General features: G+C 69.5%; 20 protein-coding genes. 12 read left to right on the top strand and 8 right to left on the bottom strand.

The window, feature by feature from the left end; translation table 11 throughout:
• Nucleotides 1–41 precede the first annotated feature (41 nt).
• From kynA to GI374_RS11155, 6 genes are read left to right on the top strand one after another with little or no spacing between them, the layout of a single operon-like run.
• Nucleotides 42–878, top strand: a complete 837-nt coding sequence (gene kynA / locus GI374_RS11180) for a tryptophan 2,3-dioxygenase (protein ID WP_370515305.1) — start codon at nucleotides 42–44, stop codon at nucleotides 876–878.
• A gap of 51 nt (nucleotides 879–929) precedes the next feature.
• Nucleotides 930–2,072, top strand: a complete 1,143-nt coding sequence (locus GI374_RS11175; protein WP_154337153.1) for an ABC transporter substrate-binding protein — start codon at nucleotides 930–932, stop codon at nucleotides 2,070–2,072.
• Between the two features lie 55 nt (nucleotides 2,073–2,127).
• Nucleotides 2,128–3,039 (top strand): branched-chain amino acid ABC transporter permease, encoded by a 912-nt coding sequence (locus GI374_RS11170; protein ID WP_154337152.1) that lies wholly within the window; start codon nucleotides 2,128–2,130, stop codon nucleotides 3,037–3,039.
• Nucleotides 3,036–4,022, top strand: a complete 987-nt coding sequence (locus GI374_RS11165) for a branched-chain amino acid ABC transporter permease (protein ID WP_154337151.1) — start codon at nucleotides 3,036–3,038, stop codon at nucleotides 4,020–4,022. Before GI374_RS11170 ends, GI374_RS11165 begins: the two co-directional genes overlap by 4 nt.
• Nucleotides 4,012–4,764: an ABC transporter ATP-binding protein gene (locus GI374_RS11160; RefSeq protein WP_154337150.1), complete on the top strand. Its 753-nt coding sequence runs from the start codon at nucleotides 4,012–4,014 to the stop codon at nucleotides 4,762–4,764. The genes GI374_RS11165 and GI374_RS11160 overlap by 11 nt, the downstream gene beginning before the upstream one ends.
• Complete coding sequence (locus GI374_RS11155) at nucleotides 4,761–5,450, top strand: ABC transporter ATP-binding protein (RefSeq protein ID WP_154337149.1); 690 nt, start codon at nucleotides 4,761–4,763, stop codon at nucleotides 5,448–5,450. Before GI374_RS11160 ends, GI374_RS11155 begins: the two co-directional genes overlap by 4 nt.
• Nucleotides 5,451–5,501: 51 nt before the next feature.
• On the opposite strand, the gene GI374_RS11150 is transcribed toward GI374_RS11155, so the two are convergent.
• Nucleotides 5,502–7,100, bottom strand: coding sequence for a phosphoenolpyruvate carboxykinase (locus tag GI374_RS11150; RefSeq protein WP_154337148.1), 1,599 nt, complete (start codon nucleotides 7,098–7,100; stop codon nucleotides 5,502–5,504).
• 171 nt (nucleotides 7,101–7,271) lie between these two features.
• On the opposite strand from GI374_RS11150, the gene GI374_RS11145 reads away from it, so the two are divergent.
• The 6 genes from GI374_RS11145 (at nucleotide 7,272) to GI374_RS11120 (ending at nucleotide 10,573) form a co-directional block, all read left to right on the top strand.
• A complete protein-coding gene (locus GI374_RS11145; RefSeq protein WP_229583112.1) occupies nucleotides 7,272–7,715 on the top strand; it encodes an HPr kinase/phosphorylase in 444 nt (147 codons plus the stop codon).
• Between the two features lie 11 nt (nucleotides 7,716–7,726).
• Complete coding sequence (rapZ, locus tag GI374_RS11140) at nucleotides 7,727–8,632, top strand: RNase adapter RapZ (RefSeq protein WP_370515304.1); 906 nt, start codon at nucleotides 7,727–7,729, stop codon at nucleotides 8,630–8,632.
• Between the two features lie 63 nt (nucleotides 8,633–8,695).
• Nucleotides 8,696–9,103 carry a PTS sugar transporter subunit IIA gene (locus tag GI374_RS11135; protein ID WP_154337146.1) on the top strand — a complete coding sequence of 136 codons (408 nt, stop codon included), beginning with the start codon at nucleotides 8,696–8,698 and terminating at the stop codon, nucleotides 9,101–9,103.
• Nucleotides 9,104–9,129: 26 nt separating this feature from the next.
• Nucleotides 9,130–9,411 carry an HPr family phosphocarrier protein gene (locus GI374_RS11130; RefSeq protein WP_154337244.1) on the top strand — a complete coding sequence of 94 codons (282 nt, stop codon included), beginning with the start codon at nucleotides 9,130–9,132 and terminating at the stop codon, nucleotides 9,409–9,411.
• A gap of 9 nt (nucleotides 9,412–9,420) precedes the next feature.
• Entirely contained in the window at nucleotides 9,421–10,035 is a 615-nt protein-coding gene (locus GI374_RS11125; RefSeq protein WP_154337145.1) for a TetR/AcrR family transcriptional regulator, read from the top strand.
• A 97-nt stretch (nucleotides 10,036–10,132) separates the two neighbouring features.
• Nucleotides 10,133–10,573, top strand: a complete 441-nt coding sequence (locus GI374_RS11120; protein WP_154337144.1) for a DUF2852 domain-containing protein — start codon at nucleotides 10,133–10,135, stop codon at nucleotides 10,571–10,573.
• Between the two features lie 45 nt (nucleotides 10,574–10,618).
• Here GI374_RS11120 and GI374_RS11115 read toward each other — a convergent pair whose 3' ends face one another.
• From GI374_RS11115 to GI374_RS11085, 7 genes are all read right to left on the bottom strand, one after another.
• On the bottom strand, nucleotides 10,619–12,121 hold the full coding sequence (locus GI374_RS11115) for a phospholipase D-like domain-containing protein (RefSeq protein ID WP_154337143.1): 1,503 nt from the start codon (nucleotides 12,119–12,121) through the stop codon (nucleotides 10,619–10,621).
• Nucleotides 12,118–13,200: a sulfite oxidase gene (locus GI374_RS11110; RefSeq protein ID WP_370515290.1), complete on the bottom strand. Its 1,083-nt coding sequence runs from the start codon at nucleotides 13,198–13,200 to the stop codon at nucleotides 12,118–12,120. The genes GI374_RS11115 and GI374_RS11110 overlap by 4 nt, the downstream gene beginning before the upstream one ends.
• 89 nt (nucleotides 13,201–13,289) lie before the next feature.
• Complete coding sequence (locus GI374_RS11105) at nucleotides 13,290–13,565, bottom strand: hypothetical protein (protein ID WP_154337142.1); 276 nt, start codon at nucleotides 13,563–13,565, stop codon at nucleotides 13,290–13,292.
• A 60-nt stretch (nucleotides 13,566–13,625) separates the two neighbouring features.
• Complete coding sequence (locus tag GI374_RS11100; RefSeq protein ID WP_154337141.1) at nucleotides 13,626–14,501, bottom strand: 3-hydroxybutyryl-CoA dehydrogenase; 876 nt, start codon at nucleotides 14,499–14,501, stop codon at nucleotides 13,626–13,628.
• Nucleotides 14,502–14,595: 94 nt separating this feature from the next.
• On the bottom strand, nucleotides 14,596–15,441 hold the full coding sequence (locus GI374_RS11095; RefSeq protein ID WP_154337140.1) for a universal stress protein: 846 nt from the start codon (nucleotides 15,439–15,441) through the stop codon (nucleotides 14,596–14,598).
• A gap of 63 nt (nucleotides 15,442–15,504) precedes the next feature.
• On the bottom strand, nucleotides 15,505–16,431 hold the full coding sequence (locus GI374_RS11090; protein ID WP_154337139.1) for an electron transfer flavoprotein subunit alpha/FixB family protein: 927 nt from the start codon (nucleotides 16,429–16,431) through the stop codon (nucleotides 15,505–15,507).
• The gene (locus tag GI374_RS11085; protein WP_154337138.1) at nucleotides 16,431–17,189 is read right to left on the bottom strand and encodes an electron transfer flavoprotein subunit beta/FixA family protein; all 759 of its coding nucleotides are present in this window, start codon (nucleotides 17,187–17,189) and stop codon (nucleotides 16,431–16,433) included. The genes GI374_RS11090 and GI374_RS11085 overlap by 1 nt, the downstream gene beginning before the upstream one ends.
• Between the last annotated feature and the right edge of the window lie 103 nt (nucleotides 17,190–17,292).

The raw sequence follows: 17,292 nt of genomic DNA, 5'->3' as shown, positions 1-17,292 counted from the left end.
GCAGCGCGACGGCGGAGGCGCCTGGCTATGACGGCGACGGGGTGCCGCGGCGCTACGACCCCTCGGCCGAGGGCGCGCGCATGGGCTTCGAGGGCCGCATGTCCTATGGCGACTACCTGCATCTCGACCCGGTGCTGTCGGCCCAGCATCCGCTGTCGGATGCGCATGACGAGATGCTGTTCATCATCCAGCACCAGACCTCCGAGCTGTGGATGAAGCTGGCGCTGCACGAGATCGGCGCGGCGCGGGCGGCAATCGCCGGGGACCGGCTGCGGATGGCATTCAAGATGCTGACCCGCGTGGCGCGCATCTTCGAGCAGTTGAACAGCGCCTGGGACGTGCTGCGGACCATGACGCCCAGCGAATACCAGAGCTTCCGGGCGAGCCTGGCCGAGAGCTCGGGCTTTCAGTCGTTCCAGTATCGGCTGATCGAATACGCCGTCGGCAACCGCAACCACGCCATGCTGAAGCCGCACGAGCACCGGCCCGACCTGCACGCGGCACTGGTGGCGGAGCTGGAGCGGCCGTCGCTCTATGACGTGGTGCAGGCCTGCGCCGCGCGCCGCGGGCTGCCGATCCCGCAGGACATCCTCGGGCGCGACACGCGCCAGCCCTGGGCCGCCGATCCCCGCGTCGAGGCGGCATGGGCGGAGGTCTACCGCAACCCCGAGACCCATTGGGAACTCTACGAGCTGGCCGAGAAGCTGGTCGATTTCGAGGACTATTTCCGCCGCTGGCGCTTCAATCACGTGACCACGGTCGAGCGCATCATCGGCTTCAAGCGCGGCACCGGGGGCACCGCTGGGGTGCAGTATCTGCGGAGAATGCTCGAGACCGAGCTCTTCCCCGAACTATGGCGGTTGCGAACCGGCCTCTGAGGCCCGTAACTGGCGACAGCAAACAAGAAGACAACAGGGAAAGAACAAGACATGAAACTGCTCTCCACCCTCTCCCTCGCTGCCGCGCTGATGGCCGGGACCGCCTTCGCCGCGCCGGTCAAGGTCGGCATGATCACCACCCTCTCGGGCGGCGGCGCCGGCCTCGGCATGGATACCCGCGACGGCTTCGACCTCGCGCTGAAACTGGCGGGCGACGCCGCCTCCGAGATTACCGTCGTGACCGAGGACGACCAGCAGAAGCCCGACGTGGCGGTGCAGATCGCCGACAAGATGATCCAGTCCGACAACGTGGACATCCTGACCGGCATCGTCTGGTCGAACCTCGCCATGGCGGTGGTCCCGGCGGCGGTCCAGCAGGGCAAGTTCTACCTCTCGACCAATGCCGGCCCCTCGGCGCTGGCCGGCGCGCAGTGCGATCCGAACTACTTCTCGGTGAGCTACCAGAACGACAACTTCCACGAGGCCGCGGGGCAGGCGGCAATGGATGCGGGCTACAAGAACGTCTTCATCATGGCCCCGAACTACCCCGCCGGGCAGGACGCGCTGACCGGCTTCAAGCGCTACTACACGGGCGAGCTTGCGGGCGAGATCTACACCCAGGTCGGCCAGACCGACTATGCGGGCGAGATCGCGCAGATCCGCGACAGCGGGGCGGACGCGGTGTTCTTCTTCCTGCCGGGCGGCATGGGGATCAGCTTCATCAAGCAATATGCGGGCTCGGGCGTGACCACGCCGCTGATCGGCCCGGCCTTCAGCTTCAGCCAGGACGTGCTGCCCGCCGTGGGCGATGCGGCGCTGGGCATCCGCAACACCGCGAGCTGGGCGCCCGACCTTGACAACGAGGCCAACCACAAGTTCGTCGAGGCCTTCAAGGAGGAATACGGTCGCATCCCCTCGGTCTATGCGGCGCAGGCCTATGACACCGCGAACCTGATCCTCTCGGCCGCGGCCAAGGCCGATGTCACCGACGCCGATGCCTTCCGCGAGGCCCTGCGCGAAGCCGATTTCGACAGCGTCCGCGGCAACTTCACCTTCGGCCCGAACCAGCACCCGATTCAGGACCTCTATGTCCGCGAGGTGGTCAAGGACGCCGATGGCGTGCTGACCAACAAGATCGTCGGGGTGGCGATCGAGGACCGCGGCGACGCCTACGCCGAGCAGTGCAGCATGTGATCCTTCCGCGGGGGCGGGTCTCCGCCCCCGCGACCAGCGGCGCGGAAGACCCCCGATGTTGATCTTCGAGCAGCTCCTGAACGGGCTGCAATACGGCATGACGCTGTTCCTGATGGCGGCCGGCCTGACGCTGGTCTTCGGCGTCATGGGCCTCATCAACCTGGCGCATGGCTCGCTCTACATGATCGGCGCCTTCGCCTGCGCCGTGGTGGCGGCCGCAACCGGCTCGTTCTGGCTCGGCGTTGCGGCGAGCCTCGCGGCGGCGGCGGCGGCGGGCGCGCTGATGGAGCTGCTGGTGATCCGCCGCCTCTACCGGCGCGACCACCTCGACCAGGTGCTGGCGACCTTCGCGCTGATCCTGATCTTCTCCGAGGGGACGCGCTGGCTCTTCGGCTCCTTCCCGCTCTACCTCACGCTGCCGCCTTCGCTGTCGGGGACCGTCACGCTGCCGGGCGGGCTGGTCTATCCGGTCTTCCGCTTCGCCGTGATCGTCCTTGGCCTCGCCATCGCAGGCGGCCTCTTCTGGCTGATGCGCGGCACCCGCCTTGGCATCCGCATCCGCGCGGGCGAGGCGGACCGCGAGATGATCGGCGCGCTGGGGGTGGACATCTCGAAGCTCTATACCGTTGTCTTCGCTCTTGGCGCCGCCTTGGCGGGTCTCGCGGGCGCGCTGGTCGGCGCGGTGCAGTCGGTGCAGGTCGGCATGGGCGAGCCAGTGCTGATCCTCGCCTTCGTGGTCGTGGTGATCGGCGGCATCGGGTCGATCGGCGGGGCGCTGGTCTCGGCGATCCTCGTCGGCATGACGGATTCGCTCGGCAAGGCGCTGCTGCCGGGGATGCTGGCGCAGGTGATGCCGCAGGCCGCGGCCAACACGCTGGGGGCGTCGCTGGCGTCGATGTCGGTCTATATCCTCATGGCCGTGGTGCTGGTCTGGCGGCCCACGGGCCTCTTCGGGGCGCGCGCATGAGCCGGCTCGCCCTCGTCAACATCGCCGTCCTCGGGCTGCTGATCGGCGGCGCGTTGGTCGCCCACCTCACCGGCCATGCCTTCCTCGTGACCCTCGCCACCAAGGCCGCGATCTTCGCGCTTGCCGGCGTTGGCCTCAACTTCGCGCTCGGCTATGGCGGCCTCGTCAGCTTCGGCCATGCCGCCTTCTTCGGCATCGGCGGCTATGTCACCGGCATCCTCGCCAGCCACGCCATGTCCGGCACGCCGCTTACGACGCTGCCATACACCATGAACGGCACCAACGAGATGCTGGCGATCTGGCCGATGGTGCTGCTGGTCTCGGGCCTCGCAGCCCTCGCCATCGGCGCGTTGAGCCTGCGGACCTCGGGCGTCTATTTCATCATGGTGACGCTCGCCTTCGCGCAGATGATCTACTGGTTCGCGATCGGCTGGCCCGCGTACGGCGGCGAGGACGGCCTCAGCTTCTACGTCCGCAACACGTTTCCCGGCGTGCCGACGATGCGGCCGCTGAACTATTTCCTGATCTGCACCGCGCTCCTGCTGCTCGCGCTCGGCTTCACGGCGGTCGTGATGCGCGCCCGCTTCGGCCTCGCGCTGCAGGCGGCGCGGCGGAATACGCAGCGGACGGTCGCGGTGGGCATCCGGCCCTTCGGCATCCGCCTGACGGCCTTCGTCATCTCGGCCATGATCACCGGCCTCGCCGGCTCGCTCTATGCCGATCTCAACCGCTTCGTCTCGCCCGCGATGCTCAACTGGCACATGTCGGGCGAGATCATGGTCTTCATCATCCTCGGCGGCGTCGGGCGGCTGATGGGGCCGGTCGCGGGGGCGGTGGTGTTCGTCACGATGGAGCATCTGCTCGGGGGGATTACCGAATACTGGCAGGTGCTGCTGGGCCTCGTGCTGCTCGCGATCGTCCTCTGGGCGCCGGGCGGGATCGTGGGGATGCTGTCGGGGAGGGGGCGCGACAATGCGCACTGACCCGATCCTCGAGATCCGCGGGTTGCGGAAGAGCTTCGGCGCCCTGATCGCCACCGACGACGTCAGCCTGACGCTGATGCCGGGCGAGATCCACGCGCTGATAGGGCCGAACGGCGCGGGCAAGTCCACGCTCATCAAGCAGATCGTCGGCGAGCTCAGTGCCGACGGGGGCGAGGTCCGGTTCGAGGGGCAGCGCATCGACAGCCTCGACGCCGCGGCGCGCGCCCGGTTGGGGCTGGCGCGCAGCTTTCAGGTCTCGAGCGTGATCCCGGACTTCACCGTGCTGCAGAACGTCTGCCTTGCGGTGCAGGGCGGCTCCGGGCGCAGCTACGGCTTCCTGCGGCCGGTGCTGTCCGATCCGGCGCTGACCGAGCCCGCGCGCTTCCACATCCAGCAGGCGGGGCTGGACGGACGCGAGGACTTTGCGGCGGCGGCGCTGAGCCACGGCGAACGGCGCAAGCTCGAGGTGGCGATGGCGCTTGCGCTCAGGCCGCGCGCCTTCCTCCTCGACGAGCCGATGGCGGGCATGGGCACTGAGGGCGCAGGGCAACTCGTGGCGCTGCTCTCGGACCTGCGGTCGGAGGCGCCGATCCTGCTGGTCGAGCACGACATGGACGCCGTCTTCCGCCTCGCCGACCGCATCAGCGTGCTGGTCTATGGCCGCATCATCGCCACCGGAACCGTGGACGAGATCCGCGGCAACCCGGAGGTCCGCCGCTCCTACTTGGGCGAGGAGGCATGAGCGCGCTGCTGGAAATCGAGCGGGTGGAGGCGGGCTACGGCCCCGTGCAGGCGCTGTTCGGGGTGGACCTGACCGTGGCCGAGGGCGAGGTCGTGGCGCTGATGGGCCGCAACGGCATGGGCAAGACGACGACGATCCGTGCCCTCTGCCGGCTGCTGCCTGCGACCGCTGGGACGATCCGCTTCGGCGGCACCGACCTCGCCGCGCTGCCGCCGCACCGCGCCGCGCGCCTTGGCCTCGGGCTGGTCCCCGAGGGCCGGCGCTGCTTCGCGCCGCTGACCGTGGCCGAGAATCTCGTCGTCGCCGCCAATCCCGGACCCTGGGACCAGCCGCGGGTCGAACGGCTGTTCCCCCGCCTCGCCGAACGCCGTGGCCAGTCCGCGCGCACCCTCTCGGGCGGCGAGCAGCAGATGCTGGCGATCGGCCGGGCGCTGATGACTAACCCGCGGCTGCTGATCCTCGACGAAGCGACCGAGGGGCTGGCCCCCGTCGTGCGGCAGGAGATCTGGGCCGCGATCCGGGCGTTGAAGGCCGAGGGGCTGTCGATCCTGCTGGTGGACAAGTCGCTGCGCGAGCTTTCGGCCGTCGCCGACCGCGCCGTGGTGCTGGAACGGGGCGCGAGCGTCTGGACCGGGCCAATGGCGGGCCTCACGCCCGAGATGGCGGATCGCTGGCTGGGGGTGTGAACGAGAAACGGCGCCCGCGAGGGGCGCCGTCCGTCATTTGCGCTTAACGCCTCAACCGATGGCCGCGGCGCGAACGTCCTCGTCCACCTTGTCGGCATACTGCTTGAAGTTCTCGCGGAACATTCCGACCAGCTTCTCCGCCTGCGCGTCATAACCCGCGCCGTCCGCCCAGGTGCCGCGCGGGTCCAGAAGCTTGCTGTCCACCCCCGGCACCTCCACCGGCACCTCGAAGCCGAAGTTCGGATCGGTGCGGAACTTGACTCCGTTCAGCGAGCCGTCGAGCGCCGCCGCCAACAGTGCGCGGGTCGCCGCAATCGGCATCCGCTTGCCGGTGCCGAACGGCCCGCCGGTCCAGCCGGTGTTGACCAGCCAGCAGGTTGCCCCGCTCTGCCCGATCTTCTCCTGCAGGAGCTTGCCGTAGACTTCCGGCCGGCGCGGCATGAAGGGCGCGCCGAAGCAAGTCGAGAAGGTCGGCTGCGGCTCCACCACGCCGTCCTCGGTCCCCGGTGTCTTGGAGGTGAAGCCCGAGAGGAAATGCACCATGGCCTGCTCGGGCGTCAGCCGCGCGATCGGCGGCATCACGCCATAGGCGTCCGAGGTCAGCATGATGACGTTCTTCGGCGCCCCGGCGCGGCCCGTCTCCGACGCGTTCGAGATCGCGTCCAGCGGATAGGCGCAGCGCATGTTCTCGGTGATCGAGTTGTCGGCGAAGTCCAACTCCAGCGTGTCGGGATCATAGACCATGTTCTCGATCACGGTGCCGAAGCGCGAAGTCGTGGCGTAGATCTCCGGCTCGGCCACGGCGCTGAGGTTGATGGTCTTGGCGTAGCAGCCGCCCTCGAAGTTGAAGACGCCGTCGTCGGTCCAGCCGTGCTCGTCATCGCCCACGAGCGTGCGCGAGGGATCGGCCGAGAGGGTCGTCTTGCCGGTGCCCGAGAGGCCGAAGAAGATCGCCGCATCCGACGTGTCGCCCGGCGCGTGGTTGGCCGAGCAATGCATTGGCATGATGCCCTTGGCCGGCAGGAGGTAGTTCAGCAGCGTGAAGACCGACTTCTTGTTCTCGCCCGCATATTCGGTGTTGGCGATCAGGATCAGCTTCTGCTCGAAGTTCAGCGCGATCACCGTCTCGGACCGGCAGCCGTGGCGCTTGGGGTCGGCCTTGAAGCTGGGGCAGTTGATGATGGTGAACTCGGGCGTGAACTCCGCCAGCTCCGACGCCTCGGGGCGGCGCAGCAGGTGGCGGATGAAGAGGCCGTGCCAGGCCAGCTCCGCCACCACGCGCACATCGAGGCGGTGGCGCGGATCGGCTCCGGCAAAGAGGTCCTGCACGAACACCTCCCGCCCCTCCAGGTGCTTGAGCATGTCCTGATGCAGCCGCTCGAACGCCTCGGGCTCCATTGGCGGGTTGTTCTCCCACCAGATCGTGTCCTCGACACCTGGGGTGCGGACCACGAACTTGTCCTTGGGCGAGCGGCCGGTCTTGGCGCCGGTGGTCACGAGGAGCGGGCCGCCGAGGCCCAGATGGGCCTCGGCCCGCGTCAGCGCCGCCTCCATCAGCTGCGCCTCGTTCTGGTTGTAATGCGCCTCGCCCACGCCACTGATCCCCTGGTCCTCGAGCCTGCAGTTCGGGTTGACGCGGGGCTGGGACATGGCAGCGGAACTCCTGAGGCGTGCAATGACGGGGCGGCTATAGCATGGCCGTCGCGGCTTGACAGGGGCGAGGGTGCCCTGACAAGCCAAAAACACCGGATCGGCGCAAGTATCTTGCGCGATCTTCCGCCGGTTGAGTAGGGGCGGCGTTTGCCCGCGGGATCGGCTAGGATGCCGCCCGTGATGCTGGATGGATGCGAATCGCTGATCGTTCACGGCTCTGCGGTGGCTTTCGCAGGCCGCGGGCTGCTGATCCTCGGCCCGTCCGGCGCGGGCAAGTCGTCGCTCGCGCTTGCGATGATGGCCCTTGGCGCCGGGCTTGTGGCCGATGACCGAACCGTGCTGCGGCGCGAGGGCGAGGGACTTCTGGCCGACGCGCCGCCCGCCCTGCGCGGCCGGATCGAGGCGCGGCATCTTGGCATTCTCGGCGCGGAGGCGGTGGGACCGGTCCGGCTGGTACTGGCCGTGGACCTCGCCGGGCCGCGGGCCGCCCGGCTGCCCGAGGCGGACGCGGTCGCATTCCTCGGCTGCCTGCTGCCCCGCATCGGCGCCGTTGCCGCGCCCGAGCTTGCCCCCGCGTTGCGGCAGTACCTGGCCGGAGGACGGACGGCATGAGCGTGGACGGGATCGAGGAGGCGCCGCCCGCGACCCGGCTGGTGCTGGTCACGGGACCGGCGGGGGCAGGGCGCTCGACGGCGATCCATGCGCTCGAGGATTTCGGCTACGAGGCGATCGACAACCTGCCGCTGTCGCTGGTCCCGCGGCTCGTGGACGGCCCGGCGCGGCCGGTGCCTCTCGCCCTCGGGCTGGATACGCGCAACCGCGATTTCACCACCCAGAACCTCTCCGACATGCTCGACCGGCTGGCGCGCACCGACGCCTGGGCGGTCGAGCTCCTCTATCTCGACTGCCCGCCCGAGGTGCTGCTGCGCCGCTATTCCGAGACTCGCCGCCGTCACCCGCTGGGCACGATCGACGGCCCGCTCTCGGGCATCGAGGCCGAACGGGCGCTGCTGGCGCCCATCCGCGCCCGTGCCGACGTGCTGATCGACACCGGCGAGATGAACCCGCACGACCTGAAGGCCGAACTCGCGCAATGGTTCGCGCCCCGGCCAGAGGCGCGGATGTCGGTGTCGATCCACAGCTTCAGCTACAAGCGCGGCCTGCCGCGCGGCCTCGACATGGTCTTCGACTGCCGCTTTCTCGCCAACCCGCACTGGCAGCCCGCGCTGCGTCCCGGCGACGGGCGCGATCTTGCGGTTCAGGATTACGTCGCGTCCGATCCCCGCTTCGGGGAATACTTCGACCGGGTGCGCGACCTTGTCCTTTTCGTCCTGCCGGCCCATCTGGAGGAGGGTAAGGCGCACGTGGCCATCGGCTTCGGATGCTCGGGCGGCAGACACCGTTCCGTCACACTGGCGGAAAAGATGGCGGCCGCGCTTGCAGATGCTGGATGGCCGGTGTCAATTAGGCATCGCGAGCTGGAGCATCGTGGCGCGGCACCGGCCGCAGCCGGCCCGGCCGGCGGATGAAGGCGTCGATGACGCGAAGGAGACCGGCGGCGTGGCCCCGGAGGCAGCCCTGGAAGGACGGCATTGATCGGCATCGTGATCGTGGCCCACGGGGGCCTCGCGCGGGAATACAAGGCAGCGATCGAGCATGTGGTAGGCCCCCAGAACGGGCTCCGCGCGGTCGCCATCGAAGACGACCATGACCGCTCCGCGAAGGAGGCCGAGATCGGCCGCGCGGCGGATGCAGTCGATGAGGGGCAGGGCGTGGTCGTCGTCACGGACCTCTATGGCGGCTCGCCCTCGAACCTCGCGCACCGCGCCTGCATCGGCTGCCGCCGAGTGTTCCTCTATGGCGCCAACCTGCCCATGCTGCTGAAGCTGGCCAAGTCGCGGCAGTTGCCGATCGACGAGGCCGTGGCCGGCGCCAAGGAGGCGGGCCGCAAATACATCAACAGCTCCGAGGCGTTGCCCGCCGCCCGCGTCGCGTGGTGAGCCCTGCTGCCAGCGGCGGCGCTGCCATGGCGGCGGGCGAGGTCACGCGCGTCCTCGAGATCGTGAACGAGAAGGGCCTGCATGCCCGCGCCTCGGCCCGGTTCGTCGAGACGGTGGAGCGTTTCGACGCCCGCGCCACGGTCGAGAAGGACGGCGAACGCGTGTCAGGCGATTCGATCATGGGCCTGCTGATGCTCGCCGCGCCCTGCGGCAGTCGTATTCATGTGACCACCCGCGGCCGCCAGGCGGCGGAACTCGCCGAGGCTCTCGCCGCGCTCGTGGCCGACCGCTTCGGCGAAGGCGCCTGAGCGCCTGAGTTGGCGGACCGCCGCGCCTATCACCACGGCAACCTGCGCGAGGCCCTGGTCGAGGCCACGGTCGCGCTGATCGAGGAAAAAGGCCCGCTTGCCTTCACGCTGGCGGAGGCCGCGCGGCAGGCGGGGGTCTCGGCCGCCGCGCCCTACCGCCACTTCAAGGGCCGCGACGAGCTGCTCGAGGAGGTCGCCCGGCAGGGCTTCGACGAGTTCGCCGACCGCCTCGCCGCCGCCTTCGCCGATGGCCGCCCAAACCCGCTCGCCGCCTTCATGCGCGTGGGCGAGGCGTATCTGGCCTTCGCGCGCGAGCGGCCGGGGCACTACATGGCGATGTTCGAGGGCGGCCTCTCCATCGCGGGCAACGTCGAACTCACGCGCACCTCGAACCGCGCCCGCCAGGTGCTGCTCGACGCGGCCGAGCAGTTGTCGGCGCGTCTGCCGCCCGAGGCCCGGCCGCCGGCGCGCATGATGGCCGACCACATCTTCGCCCTCGCGCATGGCGTGGTGGAGCTGTTCCTGCGCGGCCGCCCCGGCGGACGGAGCCCGATTCCCGCCTCCGAGATGCTGGAGAGCGGGGTGCTGATCTACCTGCGCGGCCTCGGCCTGATTGACGGCTGATTTTTTTTCCCTGCGGGGGATTGACGCAGGCCCGGCGCGCGCGCACCTATGTGAATGTGAATAACATTCACATCCGTTCAGACCACAGGAGCCCCGCATGCCCGCCCCCTACCATCACCCCTCCGATGCCGTCGCGCTGCGGCCCTCGCTCATGGAGCGGGTCATCGGCGCGCTGACCGGCATTCGCGACTGGCTCGACGAGCGCGGCAGGATCGCCTGGATCGTCGCCATGATCCTCGGCTTCGTCGTCGCCTGGCCGGTCGGCCTCTTCATCCTCGGCTACATGATCTGGAGCAACCGCATGTTCTGCAGCGCCCGCCGCCATCACGGCATGACGCGCCACCGCTCGGCATGGGCCGGCGCGCCCACCGGCAACACGGTCTTCGATGCCTATCGCGAGGAGACGCTCAAGCGCCTCGAGGAGGAGCATGCCGAGTTCCTGGCCTTCCTGCAGAAGCTGCGCGACGCCAAGGACAAGGCCGAGTTCGACCAGTTCATGGCGCAGCGCCGCAACGCCGCCGGCCAACCCGAGGCCTGAACGCCACCCAGGCACGAAGGGGCCGCGGCGACGCCGCGGCCCCCGTCATTTCCGCCCGCGCGCGAGGATGACAGCCCCGAGGCCGAGAACGCCGAGGCCGATCAGCAGGTGCCGGTTCGTCAGCCCGAGGCGGTTGCGGGCGCTGCGCTGGAAGCGGGGATCGAAGATCAGGCTCTCGGACAGCCACCGTGCGAGCAACGAATCCTCGCCCGGCAGGATCGGCCTGAGTCCGCGCCCCGCGGCCCGGTTCAGCGCGTCGATTGCCCCGATCACGCCCCCATGCCGCGCGATCGCCGCCTCCACCGCCTCGGGCGTGGTGTCCAGATGCTCGGCCAGCAACCCAGCGCGGATCGCCCGAATGCGCGCCCGGTCCTCCGGCGCATCGGCATTCACGGCGACGTCGGCTTCGGTGTCGAAGCCCATCGAGCGGCGGTCGAGGTTCGAGGAGCCGACGCGCAGGTGCCGGTCGTCGGCCAGGAGCAGCTTCGCATGGACATAGATCGCCTCGCCCGCGCGGTCCGCCGGCCAGAGGATGCGGAAGCGGTCATGGCGGTCGGCAGCCTGCAACTCCCGGATCAGGCGGCTGCGATGCGGGTGCATCGCCGCGTCCTCGAAGGCGTTCTGCGCGGCCTCGGGGTTGATGACGATGACCTCCGGCCCGTCCGGATCGGCCAGCCGCGCGGCGATGGCGCCGGCGATGCTGTCGGACGAGAAATACTGCGATTCGATGTAGAGGCAGTCGCGCGCCGCGGCGATGGCGTCGAGGTAGAGCCGCTCGACCTCGTCCACCGTGCGGCCGTGGCCGTTCGGCGGCTCGGTCCGGGCGATGGCGACCGGCAGGCCGCGGAAGTCGGCATGGACGCCCGGAGGCCAGTGACCCGCCTGCGCCGCCCCGACCGCCGGCAGGTCTTCGCCGCGCGCCCGCTTCCATCGCTGGCGTGCAAGCTCGCCCATGGCCTGCGCGGCGGGACCGGTCATGACCGCCGCCATGTCGTGCCAGGCCTGCGCAATCCCGCCGCCGCGCAACGCGCGCCCCGGATCGCCGGGCCTGTGCCGGCGCGTGTCCCAGCGGCCGTCGGTCACGTCGATGCCGCCGCAGAAGGCGATGGCGTCGTCCACCACGACGATCTTCTGGTGATGGCAGGCGCCGATCGGGTGGTGGCCGTCGAAGGCGAGATGGATCTGCTCGGGCTCCATGAGATTGAGGCGCAGCGCCGGGATGATCCCGCTCGGCGCGATGAGGGCGCCGCCGCTCCATTTCAGCAGGTGGATGTCGAGGCCGGGGCGCCGCTCGACCAGGGCCTCGAGGAACGGGCCGACCTGATTGGGCAATCCGTCGGGCGCGTTGCCGTCGGCGTCGCTCTCGCCCGGCAGCATCTCGATCTCGAAGTCGAAATCCCAGCCGATCATCACCACAAGGTCGCGCGCCTCGCCGAGCGCGGCGCGGAGCGCGCGAAAGTAGTCGGCGGCGTCGATGATCAGGGCGAAGCGGTCGGCCTCGGCGACACGCCAGCAGTTGCGGCCTTCCTCGAAGGGGATGAGGCTCATGGTTCGGCCACCGTGATGACGACGGGCACCGGATGGCTGATCTCGTAGCCACCGCGGCGCGGGTCGGGGATCTCGGGTTGCGTCTCGCCCTCGCTGCTGGTCGCGCGGACGAGGAGGCGGGCGGGGCCGGGCCGAAGCGGCGCCCAGTCGAGGGCCCAGAGGCGCCACAGGCCCGGCTCGGCGGCGGTCGTCCAATCGGCCTCGTGCCAGGTCGCGCCGCCGTCCGTGCTGACCTCGACCCGCGCGGGCGTGCCGGTGCCGCACCATGCCGCGCCCTCGATCCGGGCGGGCTCGCCCACCGGCAGGACCGCCCCGGGCGCGGGCCGGACGATCTGCGCCTTGATCCGCATCGGGCCGAGGGGCACCCGCTCGGGCGGCAGCCCCTCGCGCTCCTCCCAGCGGGCATAGTCGACGGTCTCGAAATAGCCCTGCCACGGCCGGTCCAGCACCTCGACCCGCTCCAGCCATTTGACCGAGGCCATGCCATAGCAGCCCGGCACAACGGCCCGCAGCGGCCCGCCATGCAGCGCAGGCAGGGTGCCGCCGTTCATCTCCCAGGCAAGCAGCGCATTCCTCGCTTCGGGCAAGGGCAGGCTGCGGGCGAAGGGGATCACCCCGCCGCTCGGGACCGGCTCCTCCATCTCGCCCCGGTCGGCGCCCTGCAGCAGGACATGCGAGGCCGCGACCCCGACCCCCGCGCGGTCCAGCAACACCCCGAGCGGCACCCCGGTCCAGTCCGCGGTCCCGACCGCGCCTTCCTCCCACTGCAAGCCCGCGGCATCCCAGGGCAGATGCGCGCGTCCATTGCCGGCGCATTCCAGCGTCAGCCGCCGTGTGACCGAGGGCAGCGCCCGCAGATCGTCAAGCGTCAGCGCCAGCCCCTGCGAGACACAGCCGCCCAGCCGCAGCGTGAAGCGGCGCGGGTCGATCGAAGGCACCGGGAAATGGCTGCGGACGAAGTGCAGCCCCGGCGGCGTCAGCAGCCCGCCCAGGGCCTCGACGGGCGATTCGAGGTTCGGCGGCTCGGCCTGCCGCGGGATCAGGGCGGCAGCGATGCGGGGCGGATGGGCGCGGCTCACGATGGGCGGGGTCCTTTCGGTCGCGGGGCGGCATGGGCTGAAGCATCCGCCGCCCGCGCCGGTTCCCGACCGGCGGCCCCGCGCCGCCCTCAGCCGCCGCCCGGATTGTGCCGCTGCACGGCCAGCAGCGCCTCCACCGCTTCGGCGGTGCGGCGCGTGTTCGAGTGAATGCCGATCTGCAGGTAGATGAAGCCGGTCAGCAGAACGAGCCAGATGAAGCCGCCAAGCAAGAGGCCGATAGCCGGCAGCAATCCGCCGCCGGGTTCCGACATCACGACGAAGGCACCGATCACGATGCCGATCCCGGCCAGGACCACGACGACATTGACCAGCCAATCCAGACTGTTAATGAAGAAGCTGCGCATGCGATTTCCTCTGCGACTCCTGGCCATAATGGCACAAGGGTCCTGAAGAAAACGTGAATCCTACCGAGTCGGAACCGGCGTTTCGCCGCGATAATCGTAGAAGCCGCGCCCCGCCTTGCGGCCGAGCCACCCGGCTTCGACGTATTTCGTCAGCAGCGGGCAGGGGCGGTATTTCGTATCCGCCAGCCCTTCATGCAGCACGTTCATGATCGCGAGGCAGGTGTCGAGGCCGATGAAATCCGCCAGTTCCAGCGGTCCCATGGGGTGATTCGCGCCGAGCTTCATCGATTCGTCGATCGACTTCACGTTCCCGACGCCCTCGTAGAGCGTGTAGACCGCCTCGTTGATCATCGGCATCAGGATGCGGTTGACGATGAAGGCTGGGAAATCCTCCGACGAGGCCGAGGTCTTGCCCAGCCGCTCCACCACCTCGCAGAGGGTCCGGTAGGTCTCCTCGTCGGTGGCGATGCCGCGGATCAGCTCGACCAGCTGCATCACCGGGACCGGGTTCATGAAGTGGAAGCCCATGAACTTTTCCGGCCGGTCGGTGCGGCTGGCGAGCCGCGTGATCGAGATCGAGGAGGTGTTCGACGACAGGATCGTTTCCGGCTTCAGATGCGGCAGCAGGTCCTCGAAGATGGCCTGCTTGACCGCCTCGCGCTCGGTCGCGGACTCGATGACCAGGTCGCAGGCGCCGAGGTCGGCGAGCTTCAGCGTGGTGCGGATGCGCCGCATCGCCGCGGTCTTTTCCTCGGGCGTGAGCTTGCCGCGGCTGACCTGACGCTCGATGTTGCGGTCGATCAGCGACACGGCCTTGTCGAGCGATTCCTGGCTGATGTCGTTCAGCAGGACGTCGAAGCCCGCCACGGCGAAGACATGGGCGATGCCGTTGCCCATCTGGCCTGCACCCACGACGCCAACCGACTGAACCGCCATTCCCGCCTCCTGCTGATCGCGGGGGACAGTATGCGGCGCGGTCAGCGTCTTCAACCGGCAAACCGTCGCGCGAATGCGTCGGCGTCGGCGCTGCTCAATGCGACATGAACACCGGGAGGTCCGCGTCCTCGAGGATGTCGCGGGTCGGGCCGCCGAGGAACTCCGCGCGCAGCTTGCTGTGCTGGTAGGCGCCCATGATGAGCAGGTCGGCGCGCAGATCATGGCAGGTCATGAGGATCGTGCCGCTGATGCCGCCCTCGACCTCGTGGCGGTGGAGCCGCTCGGCCTCGATGCCATGCGCCTGCAACAGCCGCACGATGCCCTCGTCTTCAGCCGGCGCGGGGGGAGCGTCGCCGACGCTCAGGACCGAGATGCGCCCGCACAGTTCCAGCACATGGATCGCATCGCCCACGGCCCGCGCGGCGGCGCGCTTGCCGTCCCAGGCGAGCACGGCGTGCAGCCGCTCCGGCATCGCCACCCGCTCGAGCGGCGCGAGGATCAGCGGCCGGCCGGATGACAGCGCAACCTCGTCGGGGCCTTCGCGGAAATATTCGGCGCCGATATCGCCGGCCCGCCGTCCCATGATGACGAGGTCGTAGCTCCGGGCGAGTTCCGCCAGGGCGATGCCCCGGCGCCAGTTCAGGTCGATGAAGTCCGAGCGTGCGGTCAGCCCCTCGGCCGTCATGCGCGTCTCGAAGACGGTGCGGATATCCCCGGTCGTCTCCTCGTCGCGCTCCTTGAGGACCTGCAGCAGCCCGCGGCTGAGACGGCGGGTGATCGCGCTCTGCCGGGCCATCTGGTCCTCGAGTTCGGTGGGACCGCGGACGACGACGCCGGAAAGCTGCGCGCCGGTGCGGCGGGCCAGATCCACCGCGATCTGCAACGCGCCCGACTGGCCTGCCTCGTTGGAATAGACGACCAGAATCCGCTTCACCGCCATCCGTCTGCCCTCGTCTGCCACTGTGGAAGCGGCGCAGGCTCCCTGCGCCGCTTCCAACAAATGTTACAGCTTCTCGGTCAGTTCCGGCAGCACCGTGAAGATGTCGCCCACGAGGCCGTAGTCGGCGACCTGGAAGATCGGCGCCTCCTCGTCCTTGTTGATGGCGACGATCACCTTGCTGTCCTTCATCCCCGCGAGGTGCTGGATCGCGCCCGAGATGCCCGCGGCGATGTAGAGCTCGGGCGCCACCACCTTGCCGGTCTGGCCTACCTGCCAGTCGTTCGGCGCGTAGCCCGAGTCGACCGCCGCGCGCGAGGCGCCCACGGCGGCGCCGAGCTTGTCGGCCAGCTTCTCGATCAGCGCGAAGTTCTCCTTGCTGCCGATCGCACGGCCGCCCGAGACGATGCGCTTGGCCGAGGTCAGCTCCGGCCGGTCGGAGGCCGCGACCTTGTCCTCGACCCAGGCCGAGAGGCCCGGATCATCGGCCAGCGTCGCATTCGAGATCGCAGCCGCGCCGCCTTCGCCCGCCGCGTCGAAGCTCGCCGTGCGGACGGTCAGCACCTTCTTGCCGTCCGAGGACTTCACCGTCTGGATGGCGTTGCCGGCATAGACCGGGCGCTCGAAGGTATCCGCGTCCACGATGGCGGAGACGTCCGAGATCACCATGACGTCGAGCAGCGCCGCGACCCGCGGCATCACGTTCTTGGCGTCGGTGGTCGCCGGCGCCGCGATGTGGCTGTAGTCGCCCGCGAGGCTCGCGATCAGCGCCGCGGTCGGCTCGGCCAGACGGTGACCGTAGCGTGGATCCTCGGCGACCAGCACCTTCGCCACGCCCGCGATCTTCGCGGCGTCCTCGGCCGCAGCCTTGGCGGAAGCGCCGGCGCAGAGCACCGTCACGTCCCCGAGCGGGGCCAGCGCCTTCACGGCCTTCCCGGTGGCGTCGCGGTTCAGCTCGCCATTCGTCACTTCACCCAGCAGCAGAACGGCCATCAGATCACCCCCGCTTCTTTCAGCTTCGACACCAGCTCGTCCACCGAGCCGACCTTGACCCCGGCCTTGCGGCCCTCGGGCTCGCGGGTCGAGACGACCGTAAGCCGCGGCGTCACGTCCACGCCGTAGTCGGCGGCGGTCTTTTCCTCGAGCGGCTTCTTCTTGGCCTTCATGATGTTCGGCAGGCTCGCATAGCGCGGCTCGTTCAGGCGCAGGTCGGCGGTGACGACCGCCGGCAGCTTGACCTCGATGGTCTGCAAGCCGCCATCGACCTCGCGCGTGACCTTGGCGCTGCCGCCTTCGATCACGATCTCCGAGGCGAAGGTCGCCTGGCCCCAGCCGAGCAGCGCCGCCAGCATCTGCCCCGTGGCGTTCATGTCGTTGTCGATCGCCTGCTTGCCGGCGAGGACCAGCTGCGCGCCTTCGGCCTCGGCCACCTTGGCGAGGATCTTCGCCACCGCCAGTGGCTCGATGTCCTGATGCACGTCGTCGGCCGCGACCACCAGGATCGCCCGGTCGGCGCCCATTGCGAGCGCGGTCCTGAGCGTCTCGGCCGCCTGCTTGACGCCGACGGAGACCGCGATGACCTCCTCGGCCGCGCCCTTCTCCTTCAGGCGGATCGCCTCCTCGACGGCGATCTCGTCGAAGGGGTTCATCGACATCTTGACGTTGGCCAGATCGACGCCCGAGCCGTCCGGACGCACCCGGACCTTCACGTTGTAGTCGATCACCCGCTTGACCGGCACCAGCACCTTCATCGGCACCTCTCCCTCAACTGATCTTTCGGTTGACCGTGGTCCTTACAGGCGGACGTGCGGGGATTCGAGAGCAAATGTGCCGCAGCGTCGGGAATCGCCGCCG

Origin of the sequence: Paracoccus sp. S-4012 (assembly GCF_009674885.1) — a bacterium.
GTDB lineage: Bacteria > Pseudomonadota > Alphaproteobacteria > Rhodobacterales > Rhodobacteraceae > Paracoccus.
Note: the sequence above shows the minus strand (reverse complement) of the source record. Positions and strands in the feature narration are given on the sequence as shown.

Excerpts from the sequence above, each read along its gene's own strand:
- GI374_RS11175 (WP_154337153.1), top strand. The coding sequence starts at position 930 with ATGAAACTGCTCTCCACCCTCTCCCTCGCTGCCGCGCTGATGGCCGGG.
- GI374_RS11170 (WP_154337152.1), top strand. The coding sequence starts at position 2,128 with ATGTTGATCTTCGAGCAGCTCCTGAACGGGCTGCAATACGGCATGACG.
- GI374_RS11165 (WP_154337151.1), top strand. The coding sequence starts at position 3,036 with ATGAGCCGGCTCGCCCTCGTCAACATCGCCGTCCTCGGGCTGCTGATC.
- GI374_RS11160 (WP_154337150.1), top strand. The coding sequence starts at position 4,012 with ATGCGCACTGACCCGATCCTCGAGATCCGCGGGTTGCGGAAGAGCTTC.
- GI374_RS11155 (WP_154337149.1), top strand. The coding sequence starts at position 4,761 with ATGAGCGCGCTGCTGGAAATCGAGCGGGTGGAGGCGGGCTACGGCCCC.
- GI374_RS11150 (WP_154337148.1), bottom strand. The coding sequence starts at position 7,100 with ATGTCCCAGCCCCGCGTCAACCCGAACTGCAGGCTCGAGGACCAGGGG.
- GI374_RS11145 (WP_229583112.1), top strand. The coding sequence starts at position 7,272 with ATGCCGCCCGTGATGCTGGATGGATGCGAATCGCTGATCGTTCACGGC.
- GI374_RS11130 (WP_154337244.1), top strand. The coding sequence starts at position 9,130 with ATGGCGGCGGGCGAGGTCACGCGCGTCCTCGAGATCGTGAACGAGAAG.
- GI374_RS11120 (WP_154337144.1), top strand. The coding sequence starts at position 10,133 with ATGCCCGCCCCCTACCATCACCCCTCCGATGCCGTCGCGCTGCGGCCC.
- GI374_RS11115 (WP_154337143.1), bottom strand. The coding sequence starts at position 12,121 with ATGAGCCTCATCCCCTTCGAGGAAGGCCGCAACTGCTGGCGTGTCGCC.
- GI374_RS11105 (WP_154337142.1), bottom strand. The coding sequence starts at position 13,565 with ATGCGCAGCTTCTTCATTAACAGTCTGGATTGGCTGGTCAATGTCGTC.
- GI374_RS11100 (WP_154337141.1), bottom strand. The coding sequence starts at position 14,501 with ATGGCGGTTCAGTCGGTTGGCGTCGTGGGTGCAGGCCAGATGGGCAAC.
- GI374_RS11095 (WP_154337140.1), bottom strand. The coding sequence starts at position 15,441 with ATGGCGGTGAAGCGGATTCTGGTCGTCTATTCCAACGAGGCAGGCCAG.
- GI374_RS11090 (WP_154337139.1), bottom strand. The coding sequence starts at position 16,431 with ATGGCCGTTCTGCTGCTGGGTGAAGTGACGAATGGCGAGCTGAACCGC.
- GI374_RS11085 (WP_154337138.1), bottom strand. The coding sequence starts at position 17,189 with ATGAAGGTGCTGGTGCCGGTCAAGCGGGTGATCGACTACAACGTGAAG.